The organism is Mycobacterium helveticum, assembly GCF_007714205.1.
Classification (GTDB): Bacteria; Actinomycetota; Actinomycetes; order Mycobacteriales; family Mycobacteriaceae; genus Mycobacterium; species Mycobacterium helveticum.
Window position 1 is genome coordinate 1 of sequence record NZ_VMQU01000117.1, and the last position, 16,795, is coordinate 16,795.

General features: G+C 64.4%; 14 protein-coding genes and 9 pseudogenes. 12 read left to right on the plus strand and 11 right to left on the minus strand.

All coding sequences use genetic code 11. The annotated features are described in order from the left end of the window. The first annotated feature begins 162 nt into the window (after window positions 1-162). Both FPZ47_RS21560 and FPZ47_RS29750 read left to right on the plus strand, forming a co-directional pair. Window positions 163-477 carry a helix-turn-helix domain-containing protein gene (locus tag FPZ47_RS21560; RefSeq protein WP_144955196.1) on the plus strand — a complete coding sequence of 105 codons (315 nt, stop codon included), beginning with the start codon at window positions 163-165 and terminating at the stop codon, window positions 475-477. Window positions 478-965: 488 nt separating this feature from the next. Further along, the gene (locus FPZ47_RS29750; RefSeq protein ID WP_246133538.1) at window positions 966-1,376 is read left to right on the plus strand and encodes a hypothetical protein; all 411 of its coding nucleotides are present in this window, start codon (window positions 966-968) and stop codon (window positions 1,374-1,376) included. A 30-nt stretch (window positions 1,377-1,406) separates the two neighbouring features. Here FPZ47_RS29750 and FPZ47_RS21570 read toward each other — a convergent pair whose 3' ends face one another. Both FPZ47_RS21570 and FPZ47_RS29755 read right to left on the minus strand, forming a co-directional pair. Then, a complete protein-coding gene (locus FPZ47_RS21570; protein ID WP_369741377.1) occupies window positions 1,407-2,642 on the minus strand; it encodes an IS256 family transposase in 1,236 nt (411 codons plus the stop codon). Window positions 2,643-2,835: 193 nt separating this feature from the next. Continuing rightward, the gene (locus tag FPZ47_RS29755) at window positions 2,836-2,988 is read right to left on the minus strand and encodes a hypothetical protein (RefSeq protein ID WP_246133537.1); all 153 of its coding nucleotides are present in this window, start codon (window positions 2,986-2,988) and stop codon (window positions 2,836-2,838) included. A 3-nt stretch (window positions 2,989-2,991) separates the two neighbouring features. On the opposite strand from FPZ47_RS29755, the gene FPZ47_RS21575 reads away from it, so the two are divergent. Continuing rightward, window positions 2,992-3,570: a site-specific integrase gene (locus FPZ47_RS21575; RefSeq protein ID WP_246133536.1), complete on the plus strand. Its 579-nt coding sequence runs from the start codon at window positions 2,992-2,994 to the stop codon at window positions 3,568-3,570. Window positions 3,571-3,631: 61 nt separating this feature from the next. Here FPZ47_RS21575 and FPZ47_RS28985 read toward each other — a convergent pair. From FPZ47_RS28985 to fdxA, 6 genes and pseudogenes are all read right to left on the minus strand, one after another. Next, window positions 3,632-4,084, minus strand: a pseudogene (locus tag FPZ47_RS28985) (ATP-binding protein); the annotation flags it as partial. Further along, complete coding sequence (locus tag FPZ47_RS21585) at window positions 4,081-5,487, minus strand: DDE-type integrase/transposase/recombinase (protein WP_007168461.1); 1,407 nt, start codon at window positions 5,485-5,487, stop codon at window positions 4,081-4,083. The gene FPZ47_RS21585 and the pseudogene FPZ47_RS28985, both read right to left, overlap by 4 nt. Before the next feature lie 46 nt (window positions 5,488-5,533). Further along, window positions 5,534-5,686 (minus strand): annotated as a pseudogene (locus tag FPZ47_RS28525) (hypothetical protein); the annotation flags it as partial. Then, window positions 5,679-6,566: pseudogene (locus tag FPZ47_RS21590) on the minus strand (APC family permease); the annotation flags it as partial. The pseudogenes FPZ47_RS28525 and FPZ47_RS21590, both read right to left, overlap by 8 nt. 95 nt (window positions 6,567-6,661) lie before the next feature. Continuing rightward, window positions 6,662-7,747, minus strand: a pseudogene (dapC, locus tag FPZ47_RS21595) (succinyldiaminopimelate transaminase). A gap of 62 nt (window positions 7,748-7,809) precedes the next feature. Next, window positions 7,810-8,136, minus strand: a complete 327-nt coding sequence (gene fdxA / locus FPZ47_RS21600) for a ferredoxin (RefSeq protein WP_007168467.1) — start codon at window positions 8,134-8,136, stop codon at window positions 7,810-7,812. 348 nt (window positions 8,137-8,484) lie between these two features. On the opposite strand from fdxA, the gene FPZ47_RS21605 reads away from it, so the two are divergent. From FPZ47_RS21605 to FPZ47_RS21635, 7 genes and pseudogenes are all read left to right on the plus strand, one after another. Further along, on the plus strand, window positions 8,485-8,763 hold the full coding sequence (locus FPZ47_RS21605) for a transposase (protein ID WP_007168468.1): 279 nt from the start codon (window positions 8,485-8,487) through the stop codon (window positions 8,761-8,763). Further along, on the plus strand, window positions 8,760-8,915 hold the full coding sequence (locus FPZ47_RS28530; protein ID WP_154074411.1) for a hypothetical protein: 156 nt from the start codon (window positions 8,760-8,762) through the stop codon (window positions 8,913-8,915). Before FPZ47_RS21605 ends, FPZ47_RS28530 begins: the two co-directional genes overlap by 4 nt. A gap of 75 nt (window positions 8,916-8,990) precedes the next feature. Then, entirely contained in the window at window positions 8,991-9,440 is a 450-nt protein-coding gene (locus FPZ47_RS21610; RefSeq protein ID WP_007168470.1) for a DDE-type integrase/transposase/recombinase, read from the plus strand. A gap of 403 nt (window positions 9,441-9,843) precedes the next feature. Further along, window positions 9,844-10,077, plus strand: a pseudogene (locus tag FPZ47_RS28535) (hypothetical protein); the annotation flags it as partial. A gap of 596 nt (window positions 10,078-10,673) precedes the next feature. Then, the gene (locus FPZ47_RS21625) at window positions 10,674-11,783 is read left to right on the plus strand and encodes an NAD(P)H-dependent amine dehydrogenase family protein (RefSeq protein ID WP_007168472.1); all 1,110 of its coding nucleotides are present in this window, start codon (window positions 10,674-10,676) and stop codon (window positions 11,781-11,783) included. A 292-nt stretch (window positions 11,784-12,075) separates the two neighbouring features. Then, the gene (locus FPZ47_RS21630) at window positions 12,076-12,744 is read left to right on the plus strand and encodes a cation:proton antiporter (RefSeq protein ID WP_007168473.1); all 669 of its coding nucleotides are present in this window, start codon (window positions 12,076-12,078) and stop codon (window positions 12,742-12,744) included. 48 nt (window positions 12,745-12,792) lie between these two features. Further along, window positions 12,793-13,275 (plus strand): annotated as a pseudogene (locus FPZ47_RS21635) (transposase); the annotation flags it as partial. A 32-nt stretch (window positions 13,276-13,307) separates the two neighbouring features. On the opposite strand, the gene FPZ47_RS21640 reads toward FPZ47_RS21635, so the two are convergent. The 3 genes and pseudogenes from FPZ47_RS21640 to FPZ47_RS30740 form a co-directional block, all read right to left on the minus strand. Continuing rightward, window positions 13,308-14,123 (minus strand): IS30 family transposase, encoded by an 816-nt coding sequence (locus tag FPZ47_RS21640; protein ID WP_007168475.1) that lies wholly within the window; start codon window positions 14,121-14,123, stop codon window positions 13,308-13,310. 85 nt (window positions 14,124-14,208) lie between these two features. After that, a complete protein-coding gene (locus tag FPZ47_RS21645) occupies window positions 14,209-14,493 on the minus strand; it encodes a hypothetical protein (protein WP_007168476.1) in 285 nt (94 codons plus the stop codon). Between the two features lie 126 nt (window positions 14,494-14,619). Beyond that, a pseudogene (locus tag FPZ47_RS30740) lies at window positions 14,620-15,967 on the minus strand (IS256 family transposase). 76 nt (window positions 15,968-16,043) lie between these two features. Between FPZ47_RS30740 and FPZ47_RS29765 the strand changes: the two are divergent. Further along, window positions 16,044-16,446, plus strand: a pseudogene (locus FPZ47_RS29765) (DnaB-like helicase C-terminal domain-containing protein); the annotation flags it as partial. After that, a pseudogene (locus FPZ47_RS21665) lies at window positions 16,439-16,733 on the plus strand (transposase); the annotation flags it as partial. The pseudogenes FPZ47_RS29765 and FPZ47_RS21665, both read left to right, overlap by 8 nt. Between the last annotated feature and the right edge of the window lie 62 nt (window positions 16,734-16,795).

Here is a 16,795-nt window from a genome sequence, read left to right on the forward strand (position 1 = left end):
CGACTGTCCGATGTTCGTTCATGACCCCATCAACCTTGAGGCATTCAGACAGTTGGAATATCTGATGTCGCCAGAGCGTCCGTCGGCGACATTCATCGAGGACGCTTATCGGCGTGCGGTCACCTCGACCTTGGCCGAGCTCAGCGGAGAGGACGGGACGGCATGAAGATCCGGTGGCGGTTGCGGATGGCGGCTGCGCAGCGTGAGGTGTGGACCGGAACCGAGCTGCGGCGACTGCTGGCAGAGAAGGCCGGGGTGGAGATGTCGGCGGCGTCGGTGTCGGCGCTGTTCACCAAGGAACCCAGCCAGATCAAGCTCTCGACGCTGATCGCGTTATGCACCGCATTGCAGTGCACCCCCGACGACCTGTTCGAGACCGATACCACCCCGCTCGAACGGCCCGCCACTCCGGCGCGGTCGGTTCCGTCGGAACCGAAGACAGCCAACGTGCGGGGCCGGTCGATGCCGCCGATGTAGATTCGGCGAAGCTTCGGAACGGGTTGCGGCCGATGGGGAAAAAGCAACGAGACTGCGTCGACTGCGGAGCCCCGGTCGGATACCTCGGCCGCGAGCATTGCTGCCTGTGCACCCGCCGGTTACGGACGCAGGCGGCCAAGGCGCAATGCCCACGCTGTGGGCGCGACCGGGTGCTGGTGTCGGCGGTGGGTCGGTGCGTGCTGTGTTCGCGCTGTTGCCGGGAATGCGGCAGATCGATGCGGTTCCGCAACGAGGTGGTGTGCCGGCCGTGTCAGAAGCGGGCCAAGCTCGCGGCCGCGAGATCGACCTGCCCGCGCTGCGGAAAACCAGGCTATCTGCGCGAGTCGACTGGGTGGTGTGGCTCGTGCTCACGACCCGGTCCGCCGAAGGATCCGCCCCGGGTCTGCGTGTCCTGCGGCGAGTTGCGCCGCCACGTCGGGCGCGGCATGTGTGGGCGATGCTGGCAGCGTCGCCCGGACCGGCCGTTCGTGCGTGGCGAGACGCTGGCCGCCCGGCTCGCCGAGCCGCCGGGCTGGCTCGATGATTTCGTCGCGGACCTGGCGACGCATTACTGCCCGGCGCAGGCATGCAAGCTGCTCACCACGTTGGCACGGTTGCTCGCAGACGATTTCCCAAATCACCCGCAAAGCGTGCTCGAGCGGGCCCGCACGCCGGGTCGGTCGATGGGATCGCTGGCTCGGGCGTTGGAGGCGTTCTTCACCGAACGTGGTTTGGCGATGGCCACCGACCAGGCCGACCGGCTCGCCGCCGGGCGACGGCAGAGGCGGATCGACAGCGCACCGGCCGGGATGCGTGGCGCTGTCGCGTCCTTCGCTGAGTCCATGCTGCACGCGCGTGAACGCGCCCGCCGTGCGGAGCCTGTCACGATTTCTGTGTAAGTCAGAGGTGATTTGACTACGAGTTGTATTCTAGCACAATGGGATTCGCCCAGGGAATAGTCTGGCGAGTGTGTTGAGCGCCACAGTCCAGTTGTGCGTTCCAGTACCCGAATAGCCTCCTCTCTCGCTGGAGATGTTGCGCAGCCCGAGGTACAGCAACTTCATCGCGGCGTCCTTGTCCGTGAAATGACCACGGTTCTTGGTGATCTTGCGCAACTGGAAGTTGATCGACTCGATCGCATTGGTGGTGTAGACGATCTTGCGCAACTCCACCGGATAGTCCAGGAACGGAACGAATTCCCCCCAGGCGTTGTGCCACACGTCAATTGCACCCGGATATTGGGCGCCGAATTGCTGGTCGAACTCCTTGAGTGCGAGTTCGGCTCCATCGACGGTCGGCGCACTGTAGATCGCCCGCATCGCGGTGGCGACCTTCTTGCGGTCCTTATAAGACACGAAGCGCATCGCATTCCTAATGACGTGCACGACGCAGGTCTGCACCACGGTATCGGGATAGATCGAGCGGATCGCATCAGGCAGACCGGTCAGCCCGTCGCAGCAGGCGATGAGGATGTCGCGCACCCCGCGGTTGCGCAGGTCGATGACGACCTTCTGCCAGAACTTCGCCCCCTCGGAGTCCTGGATCCAGCAGCCCAAGGCGTGTTTGCGGCCCTCCAGATCCACGCCAATGGCCAAATAGGCGACCTTGGTGGTGATGACCCCGTTGTCGCCGATCCGCAGCCGCAGCCCATCGATGTAGAGGATCGGGTAGACCTCATCGAGCGGGCGGGCCTGCCAGGCCTTGATCTCATCGACCACCACCTCGGTGATATTGGAGATCAACTCCCGCGACACCGACGCCCCATAGACCTCCTGCAGGTGGGCTTCGATATCGCGGGTGGTCATTCCCCGTGAATACAGCGACAACACCACCGAATTGATGTTGTTGAGCCGGCGGGTCTTCTTCGGCACAATCGCCGGCTCAAACGAGCCGTTGCGATCACGCGGCGCATCGATCTGCACCGGGCCGTTGACGGTGGTCACCGTTTTCGGCGTGGTGCCGTTGCGCGAATTTCCCGATCCGCGTCCGGCCGGATCGCCGGCCTCATAGCCCAGATGGTGGGTTAGCTCCGCATTCAGCGCCCGCTCCAGCACGGCCTTAGTCAGCTGGTTCAGCAAACCGTCCGCGCCGTCGATCGGGGTCCCGGTCTTCACCGCATCCTTAATCAACGAGTCCAGCGTCTCTTCGGTGAACATCTCGGCCAGCCGCCGCGCCGCGGTCGTCTCCTCAGCCGGCATCTGCATGGTCTTGGTCACAAAACACTCCTTCTGTCCGCCCAACGGCGGTCCGATGATGGACCACCCCGGACTTACACAGATGGAATGACACGCCCGCCGTGCGGGCACTCGGCCCCGTACCGACCGCACCATCGAGTCGGCGCTGACGATCGTACGTGATCTAGCCCGCTTCCTCGATACCCAACGCGGCAAACAGGATTGGGCCCTCGCAGACATCGCCGATATCGAGGCGTTCCTCGCCGAGCTGCCGAAAAACCGGGCCCGCCGCCTGGCGGTGCTGCGCCAATTCTTCCGATTCGCACGCAACCATCATCTGGTGCTCATCGATCCAACCCGCGGCGTCACCATCAAGCGGCACAGGGCATTTCGTGGCCGTACTCTCACCATCCCCGAACAGCGCGTGCTGTTTGAGCGCTGGAGCGGTGATTCGGCAGTGCACCCACACGAGGCGCTGTTCGGGCTGCTGGCAATACTGCACGGCGCCTCCAGCAGCGAGGTGCGTCAGCTACGGGTCGAGCACATCGATACCGTCAATCGCTCGATCACCCTCGGCAGACGTCCTCACCCAGTGCCGCTCGACCCGGTCAGCTGGGCCGCGCTGCAGCGCTGCCTCGAGCACCGCGACACGCTGCGCACCGACAACCCGCACGTACTCGTCACCAGGGGCACCAAGGCCGATCGACGGCCGGCTTCCGAGGCCTACATGAGCCACCTGCTCGACCCGTGCGGCCTGCCGCCCAAGATGCTGCGCAGTACGCGACTGGCCGATCTCGTCAACACAATGGACCCGAAACTCGTCGCCGCAGCATTCGGCATGAAACCCGAAGGGGCGATGATCTACCTCGCCGATCAGCTCGACGATGGCCGATTGCTAGACCAGCTTGCTGAATCCTGACAAGTGCGAACGTGTCACGCTTCGGCAGCGCCTACGCACAGGTTCGCGCGAACATGTGCGCTTTGGAGGGTTCTCGGTTGGAGGTCACGATGGTCGTTTTGGCGCGGTGGCGTTCGACGATGATTTCGTAGAAGTCGCTGGTCTCTGTGGCGCCGAGGGGTCTGAGCGCAAAGTCGTCGATAATGAGGACGTCGATGGTGGTGAGTCGGCGGATCTCGGCGTCGACGGTGTTGTCCAGGCGGGCGGCGCGCAGCCGGGTGAACAGCTTGTCGGATCGGGCGAACAGTACGGAGTTGCGTCGGCGAATTACCATGTGTCCCAATGCTGTTGCCAGATACGTCTTGCCTACTCCGACCTCGCCGGTGATCACGCCGATGCGGCGTTCGGCGATGCACCAGCCGATGCGGGCGAGGGCTTCGTTGTGGGCGCTGTGGCGGTGCAGCATGCCGGGGGCCAGGTCGCGGCCGAACGGCGTGCGCGAGAAACCGTAGTAGGAGATCAGGTTGTCCATCATCGGGGTTGGGCCTCTTCGCCGGTGAGTAGGTCGAGCTGGCCGGGGATCTGGTCGGCCCCAGTCAGGGCGGCGTAGTTGACGCCGCGGGCCAGTTCGGTCTGATGCGCGGTCTCGATCAGCCGCGCGTAGTCGACACCAGTGGGTTTCGGTGGTATCGACGGGGTTTCGGGTTTGGCCTTGGGGTGCGAGTGCCGCCCGATGTGGTGCGGGATCGCTAGCCCCATCGGCACGCCGGCCAGACGCACCTCGATGCGGGTCAAATCGAACGGGTCGAATACCAGCTCCACCTTGCGCCCAACCAGTGCGGGGTCGACCTCGTAGCTGTTGCCGTGCAACGAGACGGTCGCCGTCTTGGTGACGCGGCGGTGCTCCTCCCACAAAAACGCCTCGGTGAGCGCCTCCGGGGCGGGCAGGCCGACCGGGCCAGACGCGCACCAGCGGGCCAGCGGGGTCTGCCCGGTTTCGGAATGGACGGTGCGGTGGTAGACAGTTTCGACCCAGGCCGCAAAGAGCCGGTTCAATTCGGCCAGATCGGCGACGTGGTGGCGTCCGGCGACGTCGGGCTCGCCGGTGATCTCGACCAGGAACTGCTCACGCACGGTCCTGAAAAACCTCTCTATCTTCCCTCGCCCTTCCGGCCGATGCGGTGTCGAATGCACCAGGCGCACACCGAGTTTCGCGCACGCCCTCAACAACCACGTGTCTATATAGGCCGATCCGTTATCGACATACACGGCCTTGGGGACGCCGCGCGAAGCCAGCGCCGGGCGCAGTGCGGCGGCCAGCCGCACGGTGTCCTCGGCATACCCCCACCGATAGCCGGGCAGCAGCCGGGAATGATCATCCAAGAACGCGAATAAATAGGTTTTACGGGCCGCGATCGCGATGCCGTGCAGCGCATCCCCGGTCCACAGGTCGTTGGGGTGCTCAGCCTCGAACCGGCCGAACACCGGCGCCGACCCGCAACCGGTGCCGGCGGTCAGCCCCAACCGGTGGAAGTTGCGTTGCAGGGTCCGCTCATCGGGCGCCCAGCCCAACTGGGTGAGCAGGATCCGGCGGATCGCCGCGGCGGTGCGGGCGGGGTTCTCCCGACGCAGCGCCACCGCCAGCTCCAGCACTTCGGCCGGGGTGCGCGGCGTGCATTGGCGCGGGCTGGGCACCAGCGCATCGAACCCGCCGGCACGCCAGTCCCTAATCCACCGATCGATGGTCTGCCGCGAGATCCGCACCCGCCGCCCAAACGGGTCGGTGTGCTCGCGCGACGCCAACTCGCGCACTATCTTTCCCCGCTCCTTGGTGGAGTGCGCCGGCTCGGCGGCCTCCCGGATCAACTGGTACCGGAACAATCCGATCACCCGGGCCCGCTCGGCCCGCACCCTCGCCTCATCATCGCCGACCACCACCGGCCGCCTCCTTTGCTGTCTTTTAAACACACGACAGCGCACAGGATTACGGCCTCATCTGCCTTGGCGGCAGGGTCGACTCGTGTTGCACCCACTCCCCGGGCCAGCCCGACGCCAACAACCGGCCACCGGAGACCGCCACCGCGACTTCGGCCAGCGACACCTCGGGCAGCGCGAACCGGCGCTCGATCACGGACGAGGACGAAGAAGATATCGCCGATTGGTCCGTTGCCGAAGACCGCACGACCGACCCGCGACAAGACCGATGGATATTCAGTGACATACGGCGTTGCATGAGTGACGTACGCGAGATAGGCGACACCGGCCAGCAAGAACCCGAGAATGCAGGCCATCGCGGTGAGCACTCGACGTGCGTTGACGCCCTGCGGCTTTCGGAAGACGTCGACTGTATTTGGAAATCGCCTCAACCCCGGTCAATGACGAACCCCCGTTGGCGAACGAACGCAGCAAGGTCAGGATCGTCGCGCCCATCACCAAGCCGTTGCCCTGCTGTACCGGCACCGTTCCGGCCAGGTGATGCGGGTCGTACACCGGTAATTCCCAAAATATTTCGCGAATGACACCCACCACGATCGTCAGACTGATCATGGCGATGAAGGAGTAGGTCGCCACCGCGAACGGCATTCCCGCTTCCTTTAAGCCACGCAGGTTCAGGTAGCAGATGACAAGCACCACGCCAACCGTGATGGCTAGGCTGTAGGGACCCAACACCGGGATCGCCGACACCACCGCCACCGTTCCAGCCGCCGACTGCACTGCCACCGTGACCACATAGTCGATCAACAGTGCAGCGGCCGCGACCTGCGCGACCCGGGGTCCGAAATTCTCCCGCGCGCCAACGCCGCCAGCCCGGCCTGGGGCAGCAGTTCGATCAAGATCTGCTCCGGGCCGTATGCGGTCGATGAGATTGCGTCCGGTGAAAGTGCCCCAAGCGCAACGGGATTCGACAACTTCTCGGATGTCAGGTTCTCGGTAATCAGCGGCTTTCCCAGAAAGACGCGCTTGGCTATGTCCCCGACAGTCGCCGGGATACGCTGCTTGCCAGTCGAAGTTGTCACGACCACATTCTTTACCCGAGGTTGAGCGCTAAGGAAGCACTTGGCAACGCCTTCGATGCATTCTGCCGCCCGCCCCCTCCACGCGGGTGCGCAAGCTAAGCGAGGCGGCCGGCCGCGGCGGCGACGCGCTCGTCAGTGGCGGTCAGCGCAACCCGCACATGCTGTGCACCGCGCGGGCCGTAGAACTCGCCGGGCGCCACCAGGATGCCGCGCGTGGCCAACCACGGATGCTGTCCCGGCATGGCTCACCGCGGGTGGCCCACAAGTAGAGTCCTGCTTCCGAATAGTCGATAGCAAAACCGGCTGAGCGCAGCGCCGGCAACAGGGCCGCCCGCCGCCGCGCGTACCGCTCGCGCTGCAGCTTTTCGTGATCGTCGTCGTCCAGCGCGGCCACCATGGCAGCCTGCACCGGCGTCGGCACCATCATTCCTGGCATGTCTGCGTACTGCCAGCAGTTCGACGACCAGGGCGGGATCACCGGCGACGAAACCGGCCCGGTATCCCGCGAGCGACGAGCTCTTCGAGAGCGAGTGCAGCGCTAGCAGCCCGGTGTGGTCGCCATCGCAGATGGACGGATGCAGCACCGACAATGGCTCGGCATCCCAGCCCAATCCCAGGTAGCACTCGTCGGAAGCCACCACAACGCCACGATCGCGCGACCACCCCACCACCTTGCGCAGGTGTTCGGCGCCCAGCACGCGCCCGGTCGGGTTGCTCGGGGAGTTCAGATACACCAGTGTCACCGATTGCGGGCCCAACTGGGTCAGCGAGTCCGCGAGCAGCACCTGCGCTCCCGCCAGCCGGGCGCCGACGTCATACGTCGGATACGCCAGTTCCGGCGCCACGACCACATCCGCTGGGCCCAGGCCCAGCAGGGTCGGTAGCCAGGCGATGAGTTCTTTGCTACCGATCACCGGCAGCACGGCCGCCTTGGTCAGCCCGGTGATGCCGAAGCGGCGGTCAAGGGCAGCCACTGCCGCTTCACGCAGCCGCGCAGTACCGGCGGTTGCCGGATAGCCCGGCGCGGAACTGGCGGCCGCCAACGCCTCTCGGATCACCGGCGCAACCGGATCTACCGGAGTGCCGATGGACAAGTCGACGATGCCGTCCGGATGGGACCCGGCCAGCGCCTCCGCCTCGGCCGACGTGTCCCAAGGGAAATCCGGCAGGGAGGCCGACACTCCCCTGCGAGCGGGTGGTACCCCCAGTCGGCCCATCCCGGGCTTCTGCAGCACCGGCGCGCTCAGTCGCCTTCGCCCTGCGGTGGCAGATCCTTCACCACTTGGGGATCGTTCTCGGTCATGCCGACCTTGGCCGCACCACCCGGCGACCCCAGCTCAACGAAAAAGTCGGCGTTGATCTGCGTGTACTGGCTCCACTGTTCGGGCACATCGTCTTCGTAGTAGATCGCTTCGACAGGGCAGACCGGTTCACAAGCCCCACAGTCGACGCATTCATCGGGGTGGATGTAGAGCATCCGAGCACCCTCGTAGATGCAGTCGACCGGGCACTCCTCAATGCATGCCTTGTCCTTGATGTCGACGCAGGGTTCGGCAATTGTGTACGTCACGGACGTCTCCTCAAGGTGTCCTCCATGTAATGCCCCGTGTGGGCTGCCGTTCGCATTGTCGCGGCGGTTCTGGACCGCTTCCAGACAAAGCGTTTGATTACTGATACTAGACGTTGCACATACACGTCAACCACTTGGCACGCCCGTCAGACCGCAGTGCTATGCACCTAGTCGCACCTAGTCGCACAGCGGCGTGGTGTGCCATTTCTGCTGCCCGGATGGCACCGGCGTACGCGACCTTGGTGTCGCTGTGCGAACAGGCCGGCTCGGGCTACCAGTTACCCCCTGGTTGATCAAGTTCCTGTGGGAGTCCGATGCCCCAGAATTGGGGCGAGGAGGACTCGATTCATGGCACGTCGACGGCATACACCGGAGCAGGTGGTCCGCAAGCTTCGTGAGGGTGAACGGCTGCTCGGTGAGGGCAAAGACCTCGGGGAGGTCTGCCGGCATCTGGAGGTCAGTGAGCAGACCTGGCATCGCTGGCGAAATCAGTACGGCGGGATGAAAGCCGAAGACACCAAACGGCTCAAGGAGCTTGAGCGGGAGAATCAGCGGCTCAAGAAGCTGGTCGCCGAGCAGGCCCTCGACATCGACATGCTCAAGGAGATGAGCCGGGGAAACTGGTGAGCCCCGACCGTCGGCGGCGAGCGGTGGTGATGCTCGTCGAGCGGTTCGGGGTCTCGCAGCGGCGTGCCTGCCGGGTGGTCGGCCAACACCGCTCGGTGCAGCAGTATGGGCCGCAACGACCCGATGGCGTCGAACAGCGGCTGCGCGCCTGACTGCGGGAGATCGCCATCAGCCATCCGCGGTGGGGCTGGCGCAAGGCGCACGCCATCGCCAAGTCAGAAGGCCTCGTGGTCAATCCCAAACGCACGCACCGATTGTGGAAAGACGAACGGCTGCAACGTCCGTCGAAGACCCGCAAGCGGCTGCGCCTGGGCCACAGTGCGGCGCACCGGCGCATGGCGGCGGCCCGCCCCGATCACGTGTGGGCGCTGGACTACCAGCACGACCTCACCGTCGACGGCCGCCAGCTGCGTTTCCTCAACGTCATCGACGAGTTCACCCGCGAGGCGTTGGCGACACGGCCACGTCGGTCGTGGAACGCCGATCAGACCACCGGACTGCTCGACGAACTGATCATGACCACTGGCCGCAAGCCCGAACACATCCGAATGGACAACGGACCCGAACTGACCAGTCACGCCCTCGCCGACTGGGCCCGCTTCGGCTCGGTAGGCGCCGTGTTCATCCAACCCGGCGCACCGTGTTCGGGGGCATTCAGGTTGAGCACTTGGGGGTAGCGATCCGGCACTGACGGTGATCAGTTCGTCGGCCGGTCGTTTCTGCGTTTGGTCTTTGTGGTGTCGGGGCGGCACGGTGATCACGTCGTTGTGGGCGGCGGCCCTCCCGATGTCTCTGGGCGGAGTCTGCGGGAGGGCCGTCTTCGCGCTTGGAGGCGCAGTGGTCACGGTAGAGGCAGATGTCGATGTGGTCGAGCGCAGGCTGGCGGCGGGCGAGTTGAGCTGCCCGGCATGCAGCAGCGTGCTGGCGCGTTGGGGGTGGGCCAGGCCGCGACAGCTGCGCGGTCGGGACGGGTCGGTGCGGTTGTGTCCTCGCCGGTCGCGATGCACCGGCTGCGGGGTGACGCATGTGTTGTTGCCCGTGACCGCGTTGCTGCGCCGTGCCGACACTGCGGCGGTGATCGTGTCGGCGCTGGCTGCCAAGGCGTTGCGGCGGCGGGTGGGGTTTCGCCGGATCGCGGCCGACTTGGCCCGTCCGGTGGAGACGGTGCGGGGCTGGCTGCGTCGCTTCGCCGAGCGGGCCGAGGCGGTGCGGTCAATGTTCACGGTCTGGTTGCGCGCGGTGGACCCCGATCCGGTGATGCCTGAGCCGGCCGGCGGGGTGGTCGCCGATGCGGTGACGGTGATCGCCGCGGTCGCGGGCCCATTTCGATGATCGACCCGACATATCACGTGATCGAGGACCCCGCGAAGGCCGGCAGGCCCGGGGACTCCGGGGAATCCGGGCAACGCAGCGAAACGTAATCTTTTGGCCGGATATCGGGCTGACCCGAGGGGTGTAAATGGCCGAAAGCCGGGCAGTTAGATTCGTTAACTAGTGGGCGGTGTACGTCATGCCCGCGGTCGACGGAAAGGACAGCTGTGAAGCGACTGGCAGCCGTGTTGGTGTCCGTGTTGGGTTTCGCATTCACCGCCAATGGTTACCGGGCGCTGACTAAGCGCCCGTACGGCTCGGTTTTCGCGTCGGAACTTCCAATGCAATCGCTCGGCGTCCAGGTCACGGCGCTGGCGGCGGTGGCTGGGGCTGCTGGGCTTGCGCCACGTCGGGCGAAAGGCCGACGAACCGCTGACCGCTGCGCTCGATGCCGGCCTGGGTCCCGAGCGTCGCACCGAGTCGGGCGATCTATGGAAGCGGCCCGCGCCCGCAGGTGCGACCGCGAAGAAACCTGGCGTGGGACGAATGCTGCGGATCTACCGTGACTACGCGCATGACGGCGATATCAGTTACGGGGAGTGCGGCTCCAGGAACCATCTCGACATCTGCTCCGGTCCAGGTCGGGCCAGTGGGGCGTCGGCAACGTCGGAACGGTGGCGCTTCGCCATTTCGTCGGTAACCCTGCGTACGAGGTGGTCGGCGTGCTCTGTAATCGTCCGGAAAAAGTTGGCAAGGATGCCGGTGAGCTCGTCGGCGCCGCGCCGATCGGTGTGCTTGCGACCACCGACAAGGAAGCCATCGAAGCGCTTGACGCCGATTGCGTGTTCTATGCGCCACTTTGGTCCGATCCCGAAGAGGTCTGCCGTCTGCTGCGCGGGGGCAAGAACGTCGTCGCCTCGGGTGGCGCATGGTGGTATCGAACCGAACACAGCAAGGCGGATATCGACAAGATCGACGCAGCGTGTCACGAGGGCGGTACTTCGTTCCACGCAGGTGGTATCAATCCTGGCTTTGCCGGAGACCTGCTCGTGCTGACGCTGGCCCGAATCGTCAGCCGGATCGACGCTATCCACATCTACGAGGTGGTGAATTTCGGCAAGGACACTTTGAAGTACCTGCACGAGATGGGGATGGGGAGCGATCCCGAAGAGTTTCTGGCCGGACCGAATCTCCTGGGGAACGCATGGCCGTTGTTCGCCCAGTCGATGGCCATGGTGGCGGACGGATTCGGCAAGACGGTCGACAAGTACACAACGGATGTAGAGTTAGGGACGGCCACGCGCGACATCCGGTACGAAGGGGGGCCGACCAGCGACATGCCAGGCTTTAAGGGCGTGATCAAGAAGGGAACAGTCGCCTCACAGCATCACAAGTGGACGACTTGGGTGGACAACAAGACCTTCATCACATTCCACGAGATGTACACGATGGACGAATACAATGCCATTGAGCCGCAGCCTGATTGGGGCGGTCACTATCACTATCGCATCGTGATCGAGGGCGACGAACCCACCGAGCTGATCCTCCAAGCGCCTCCGGATGCGCAGGGCAACTACCCGAAGCCGGGCTACACCTGGACCGCGATGGGCCCCGCGAACGCGATTCCAGCCGTTTGTGACGCCCCGCCTGGATTCCTCACCCATAAGGAGCTCGGGCTTGTGCCGCTGCGCGGCCTGGTGCGCTTGTAGCGATTACAAAACCGCTGGGCCCGAATCAGCCGGGAGACGGCGGGAGGATCCCGCGAATCCGGGCCGTGAGCCACGAGGCCACCGCTCAGGTTTTGCGCGCCGTCAATGAGCTTGCGGACCAGGAGGGTTCTCGCTCCGGCGGGTATTTCGTGCGGGCAGTGGGGGCGATGAAGCCACGTCATCCTTGCGGTCGGGGTCGCTGTCACCTCGGTGCCGGCGGTGTCAAAAATCTTCGCCGACCTGAAAATCCTGGACACACGGTTCAGGCAAGACGACTCTGCATCCGTGGCAGATGTTCTGGCACCTTTTCGCAACGGTGGCCTACTTCATCCTCGGGCTCAAGCTTGTTCCACGCGTCATCAAGCGCATCAACACTTCTCGCTGGAATGTCTTTGCGCGGCAGTCGCCCACCGGCTACCCCATAGCGGTCCTGCTGGCATACTGCGCAGTTGTCGGAGCCCTCGACGTCAACCTCGTCTTCGCGGCGTTCCTCGCAGGTTTTGCCGTCGCGCATAGGAAGCGCAGGATCTTCGCCGACGCGCTCGAGGCAATCGGCAAAGTCTCCTTCGCCTTCTTCATTCCCATCTACTTCGCGATCGTCGGCCTGAAGCTGGATCTCATCCGCGGCGTCTCGGTATGGATGATCGTCATCTTCATTGTCGGCACCTGCGCGATCAAAGTGATGTCGGTATCGCTCGCCGGGCGGTTCGCGGGTTTCCGGGGACTTGACCTGATCAACCTTGCGATCACCACCAACGCCCGCGGTGGCCCCGGCATCGTTTTGGCCAATGTCGCCTTCGACGCCGGCATCATCAGCTCAAAGTTCTACACCACACAGGTAATCGCAGCCGTGCTCACCTCCCAGTTCGCCGGTACTTGGCTCGACTACGTCATGCGTAAAGGCTGGCGGGACTGTCTGAACAACGGTGGATCTGATCTTGGTCTGTCACGCCGAGCGTGAGCTTGGCGGGAAGGACTGACGATGTCAGAAACACTCGATCCTGTGGCGATGGAACTGGATCAACGGCAGCTCGCTGAGCAGCTGCTGGCGCAGGCAAAAGAACAGGGTGTCGAGCTGGTCGGCCCGAACGGGCTGCTGAATCAGTTGACCAAGAACGTGCTGGAGACCGCGCTGGATGCCGAGATGGCCGAGCACCTGGGCTATGACAAGCACGACCCTGCCGGGCGCGGCAGCGGGAACTCCCGCAACGACACCAGGGCCAAGACGGTGCTCACCGAGATCGGCGCCGTCGAGATCGAAGTGCCTCGCGACACCAACAGCAGCTTCGAGCCGCAGATTGTCAAGAAGCGTCAGCGTCGGCTGACGGGTATCGACGAGATCGTATTGTCACTCACGGCAAAGGGATTGACCACCGGTGAGGTCGCTGCCCACTTCGCCGACGTCTACGGCGCCACGGTATCCAAGGACACGATCTCGCGGATCACCGACAAGGTAGTCGCCGAGATGACCGACTGGTGTAACCGGCCACTGGTGCCCGGGCGGATTCCACTCATCGTTGCGAATCAGTGAAGTGTGTACTGACGCTCCCATCGTCGCAGAAGTTCGGTCGGGGTGTTGTCCTTGAGGCACAGTCGTGGGCGGTCGTTGAGTTCATCGGCGATCTGCCGGAGTTGGCCGTCGTCCCAGATGCTGAGGTCGGTGCCCTTTGGTAAGTATTGGCGTACAAGCCCATTGGCGTTCTCATTACTTCCGCGTTGCCAAGGTGAGTGTGGGTCGGCGAAGTAGATCTTCAGCCCTGTCGCCGCCTCGATACGTTTGTGATGAAACATCTCGTTGCCCTGGTCCCAAGTCAGGGTCCGGCGCAGTTTGACCGGCATTTGGGTGAACGTTGCGATCAGGGCATCCCCGACATGCTGTGCCGAATGTCCATTCGGCAGTCGAATCAGCAGTGTTAGACGCATCTTTCGTTCCACCAGCGTTGCGACCGCCGACCGCTGCTGGGCGCCGACGATGAGGTCACCCTCCCAGTGGCCCGCCTGTCGGCGGGTTTGGACGCTCGCCGGTCGCTCGTGGATTGACCGCAGCTTGGTGAGTTGTTTCAGCGCGCCGTCGATAGCGCGATCCGTACCGAGGCCGACACGCTGGAGCGCATTCGGCGGCTGGCAGCCCACTACGACGACGCGACGATCGCGCGTCTGCTCGCACGGCAGGGCGTGATGACTGCGACCGGGCTGGCGTTCACCCGCGACCGGGTTGGCAGCCTGCGCCGCAAACACGGTATCGCCGGGCCGACCGAGCCTGTCGTACCCGTCGGCGACGATGTACGCATGGTCAGTATCGCCGAAGCCGAGACGCTGCTGGGGCACCTCCCGCGCCACTCTCTACCGGTGGCTGGCAAGCGGCTTCATCCACGGCGAGCAACATCGCCCTGGCGACCCGTGGCGGATCCGCATCGACCCCGAGCTACGCGCCAATATCACCCCAGACACACCCGACGGATGGGTTGGGCTCGAGCAGGCTGCCCGCCGACTCGGCGTGGCCAAACAGACCGTCCTGGATCGAATCCGCCGCGGAGAGCTCAACGCCGTCCACGTCAACCGTGGCCAACGCAAAGGCCTGGCCATCCAACTGCCGCTGCCGGAGGAGACCTTGTTCACTACGGCGCCATGAAACGCCGACAGCAGCTTGTCGCATCCGGTCCAGAACACCTAATCGCACCACCCGCCCGACCATGAACACCAACAACAACGCAGCATTCGGCCCGAATCTGGACCGAATGAGACAAACGACGAAAGGAAATTAGCAGTGAGAACCGGGATCGACCGGGTTGCCCAACTCGTCGCGCAGATCGATCGTTCGCTTGCGTTCATGAGTCTATGCGGTAGCGCTGACAGGCTCGGTTGGCACCAGGCCAGTTTCGGTGTGATTTTGCGGATTCCTTTGCGGCAGTTCGGTCGGTGGGTCGTGCAGCGATCTGCGTAGGTCGGCCAGCAGCCGCAGCCCGGCCGGGGTCATGGTGAACCCGCGCCATCCGGCGCTGGCGCGGTCGAGTACGGCCCACACCAGTGTGAGGCAGGAGTACTCGCCGGGCAGGCGGCCGATCACCTTGACTCTGCGCCGTGTTTCGCCGAAGGTGCGTTCGATGAAGTTGGAGTGTCGGGCCCTGGGCCAATGCTCACGGGGAAACCGCAGGTAGACGGTCAGCGAGTCGCGGTCATCGAGCAGGGCCCGCACTGCGGCCGGGTAGGAGTCGCGCCAGCGCTTGGCGAACGCGTCGGTCCTGTTTTGGGCGAGTTTGACCGCGGCGATGCCGGGTTCGACATCGGCTGGTAGGTCGAAGACCGCCCAATAATCGGCTTTGACGTCAGCTTGGGCATTCTTGGGCACCTTGGCCAGGATGTTTCTGGCGCGATGAATAAGACACCGCTGCCGCAACGCCGCGCCCATGGTGGTCTCGACCGCGCCGATCAGCCCGGGTGCGCCGTCGCTGATCACCAGCAGTGGGCACGCCAGGCCGCGTTCGCCGAGCCCGCGCAAGAACCCTTCCCAGGCCGCACCGGATTCCGAGGAGGCCGCCTCAAGCCCGACGAACACCGGTTTGCCGTCGGTGTCGATACCCCACGCGGCCAGTACCGGCTCGGCTGAGGCGCCTGCGTGGTATTTAAAGTGCGACCCGTCCAGGAACAGGTAATCGAGCTCGACGTCGTCGAGGCGGCGAGCGCTCCACTGCTCGAACTGAGCCGTTGATGTCCTCGCAGATGCGCGACACCGTCGACTTCGACACCGCGGCGGCCTCGCCGAGCGCTTCGACCAGGGTGGCCTCCACGTCGCGGACCGACAACCCGCGCACGAACCCGGCGATCACCAATGCCTCCAATGCGTTGGTCTTGGTTACTCCCTTGCCGAACAGCTGGGAGGCGAACCGCTCGGTGGTGCCGCGCATCTTCGGCCGTGCCAGCGTCACCGGTCCCGCGGTGGTCTTCACCGTGGTCGGGCAGTATCCGTTGCGCATCCCGGCGCGGGCGTCCGCACAGCTCGCGGTCCGCTGGTAGCGGTCCCGGCCCAAAAACGCGGCCACTTCGGCCTCGATGGCGGTCTGCAGCAGCAACCGGGCACCAAGCCGGGCTACTTCCTCGATCGCGCCCGCCAGGTCCTCGCCGCCGGCGAACACACCATCAATTTCTGCCTGCAACCGCTGCACAGGCGATACCCTCTTCGACACGGACGTAGGCTCCTTCCATCAGACTGGCCGGTCTTCGAGGGAACCTACGTCCGGATTCTTTTACACCGCGGCAGGGACACGACCTAGCGAGGACACTGTCGCGTTAGAGGACTTGCTGACTCCGACACTCGACGAGTTGGACACGATCGCTACCAATGGCGGTCTGGCGCGGGGCGTGCCGACCGGATTCGCTGATCTCGATGAGATCACCTGCGGGCTTCAGCCAGGAACCATGGTTACCGTTGCGGCTCGTCCGGGCGTTGGAAAAGTCCGTTCTAGCACTGGATTTCATGCGATCGTGTTCGCTCAGACATCGGATGGCCAGTGTCATCTTCTCGTTGGAAATGAGTAAGTCCGAAATTGTGATGCGGCTGCTGGCGGCCGAAGCGAGGGTCAAACTTGCGGATATGCGTTCGGGGCGCATGAATGACGATGACTGGATCCGGGTGGGCGGCACCATGAGTCAAATCAGCGATGCCCGGATTCGGCCCGTTGCTAGGAGGCGGAATTCGTGGCCGCGATTAACGGCGATCTAGCTAACTACGAGACCGTGGATAGGCTTGCGGGCATCGCTGGTCTTTCACCAGTGCCACACGATTCCGGGCGCGTCACGGGCAACCTGAAACGTCCACGCAGGTATGACCGGCGCTTACTCCGAGCCTGCTACATGGCTGCCCACAACAGTCTCCGCACCAGTCCAGCATCGCGTGCCTTCTACGACCGGAAACGAGCCCAGGGCAAACGCCACAGTTGTCGGCGTCGTCTGAAAACTGACCCCGTGTCGACGCGGTGGTTTCTAGGTGCGGTCGCAACACTTCTCTAGATTCT

Excerpts from the sequence above, each read along its gene's own strand:
- FPZ47_RS21630 (WP_007168473.1), top strand. The coding sequence starts at position 12,076 with ATGTTCTGGCACCTTTTCGCAACGGTGGCCTACTTCATCCTCGGGCTC.
- FPZ47_RS21605 (WP_007168468.1), top strand. The coding sequence starts at position 8,485 with ATGGCACGTCGACGGCATACACCGGAGCAGGTGGTCCGCAAGCTTCGT.
- FPZ47_RS21560 (WP_144955196.1), top strand. The coding sequence starts at position 163 with ATGAAGATCCGGTGGCGGTTGCGGATGGCGGCTGCGCAGCGTGAGGTG.
- FPZ47_RS29755 (WP_246133537.1), bottom strand. The coding sequence starts at position 2,988 with ATGATGGTTGCGTGCGAATCGGAAGAATTGGCGCAGCACCGCCAGGCG.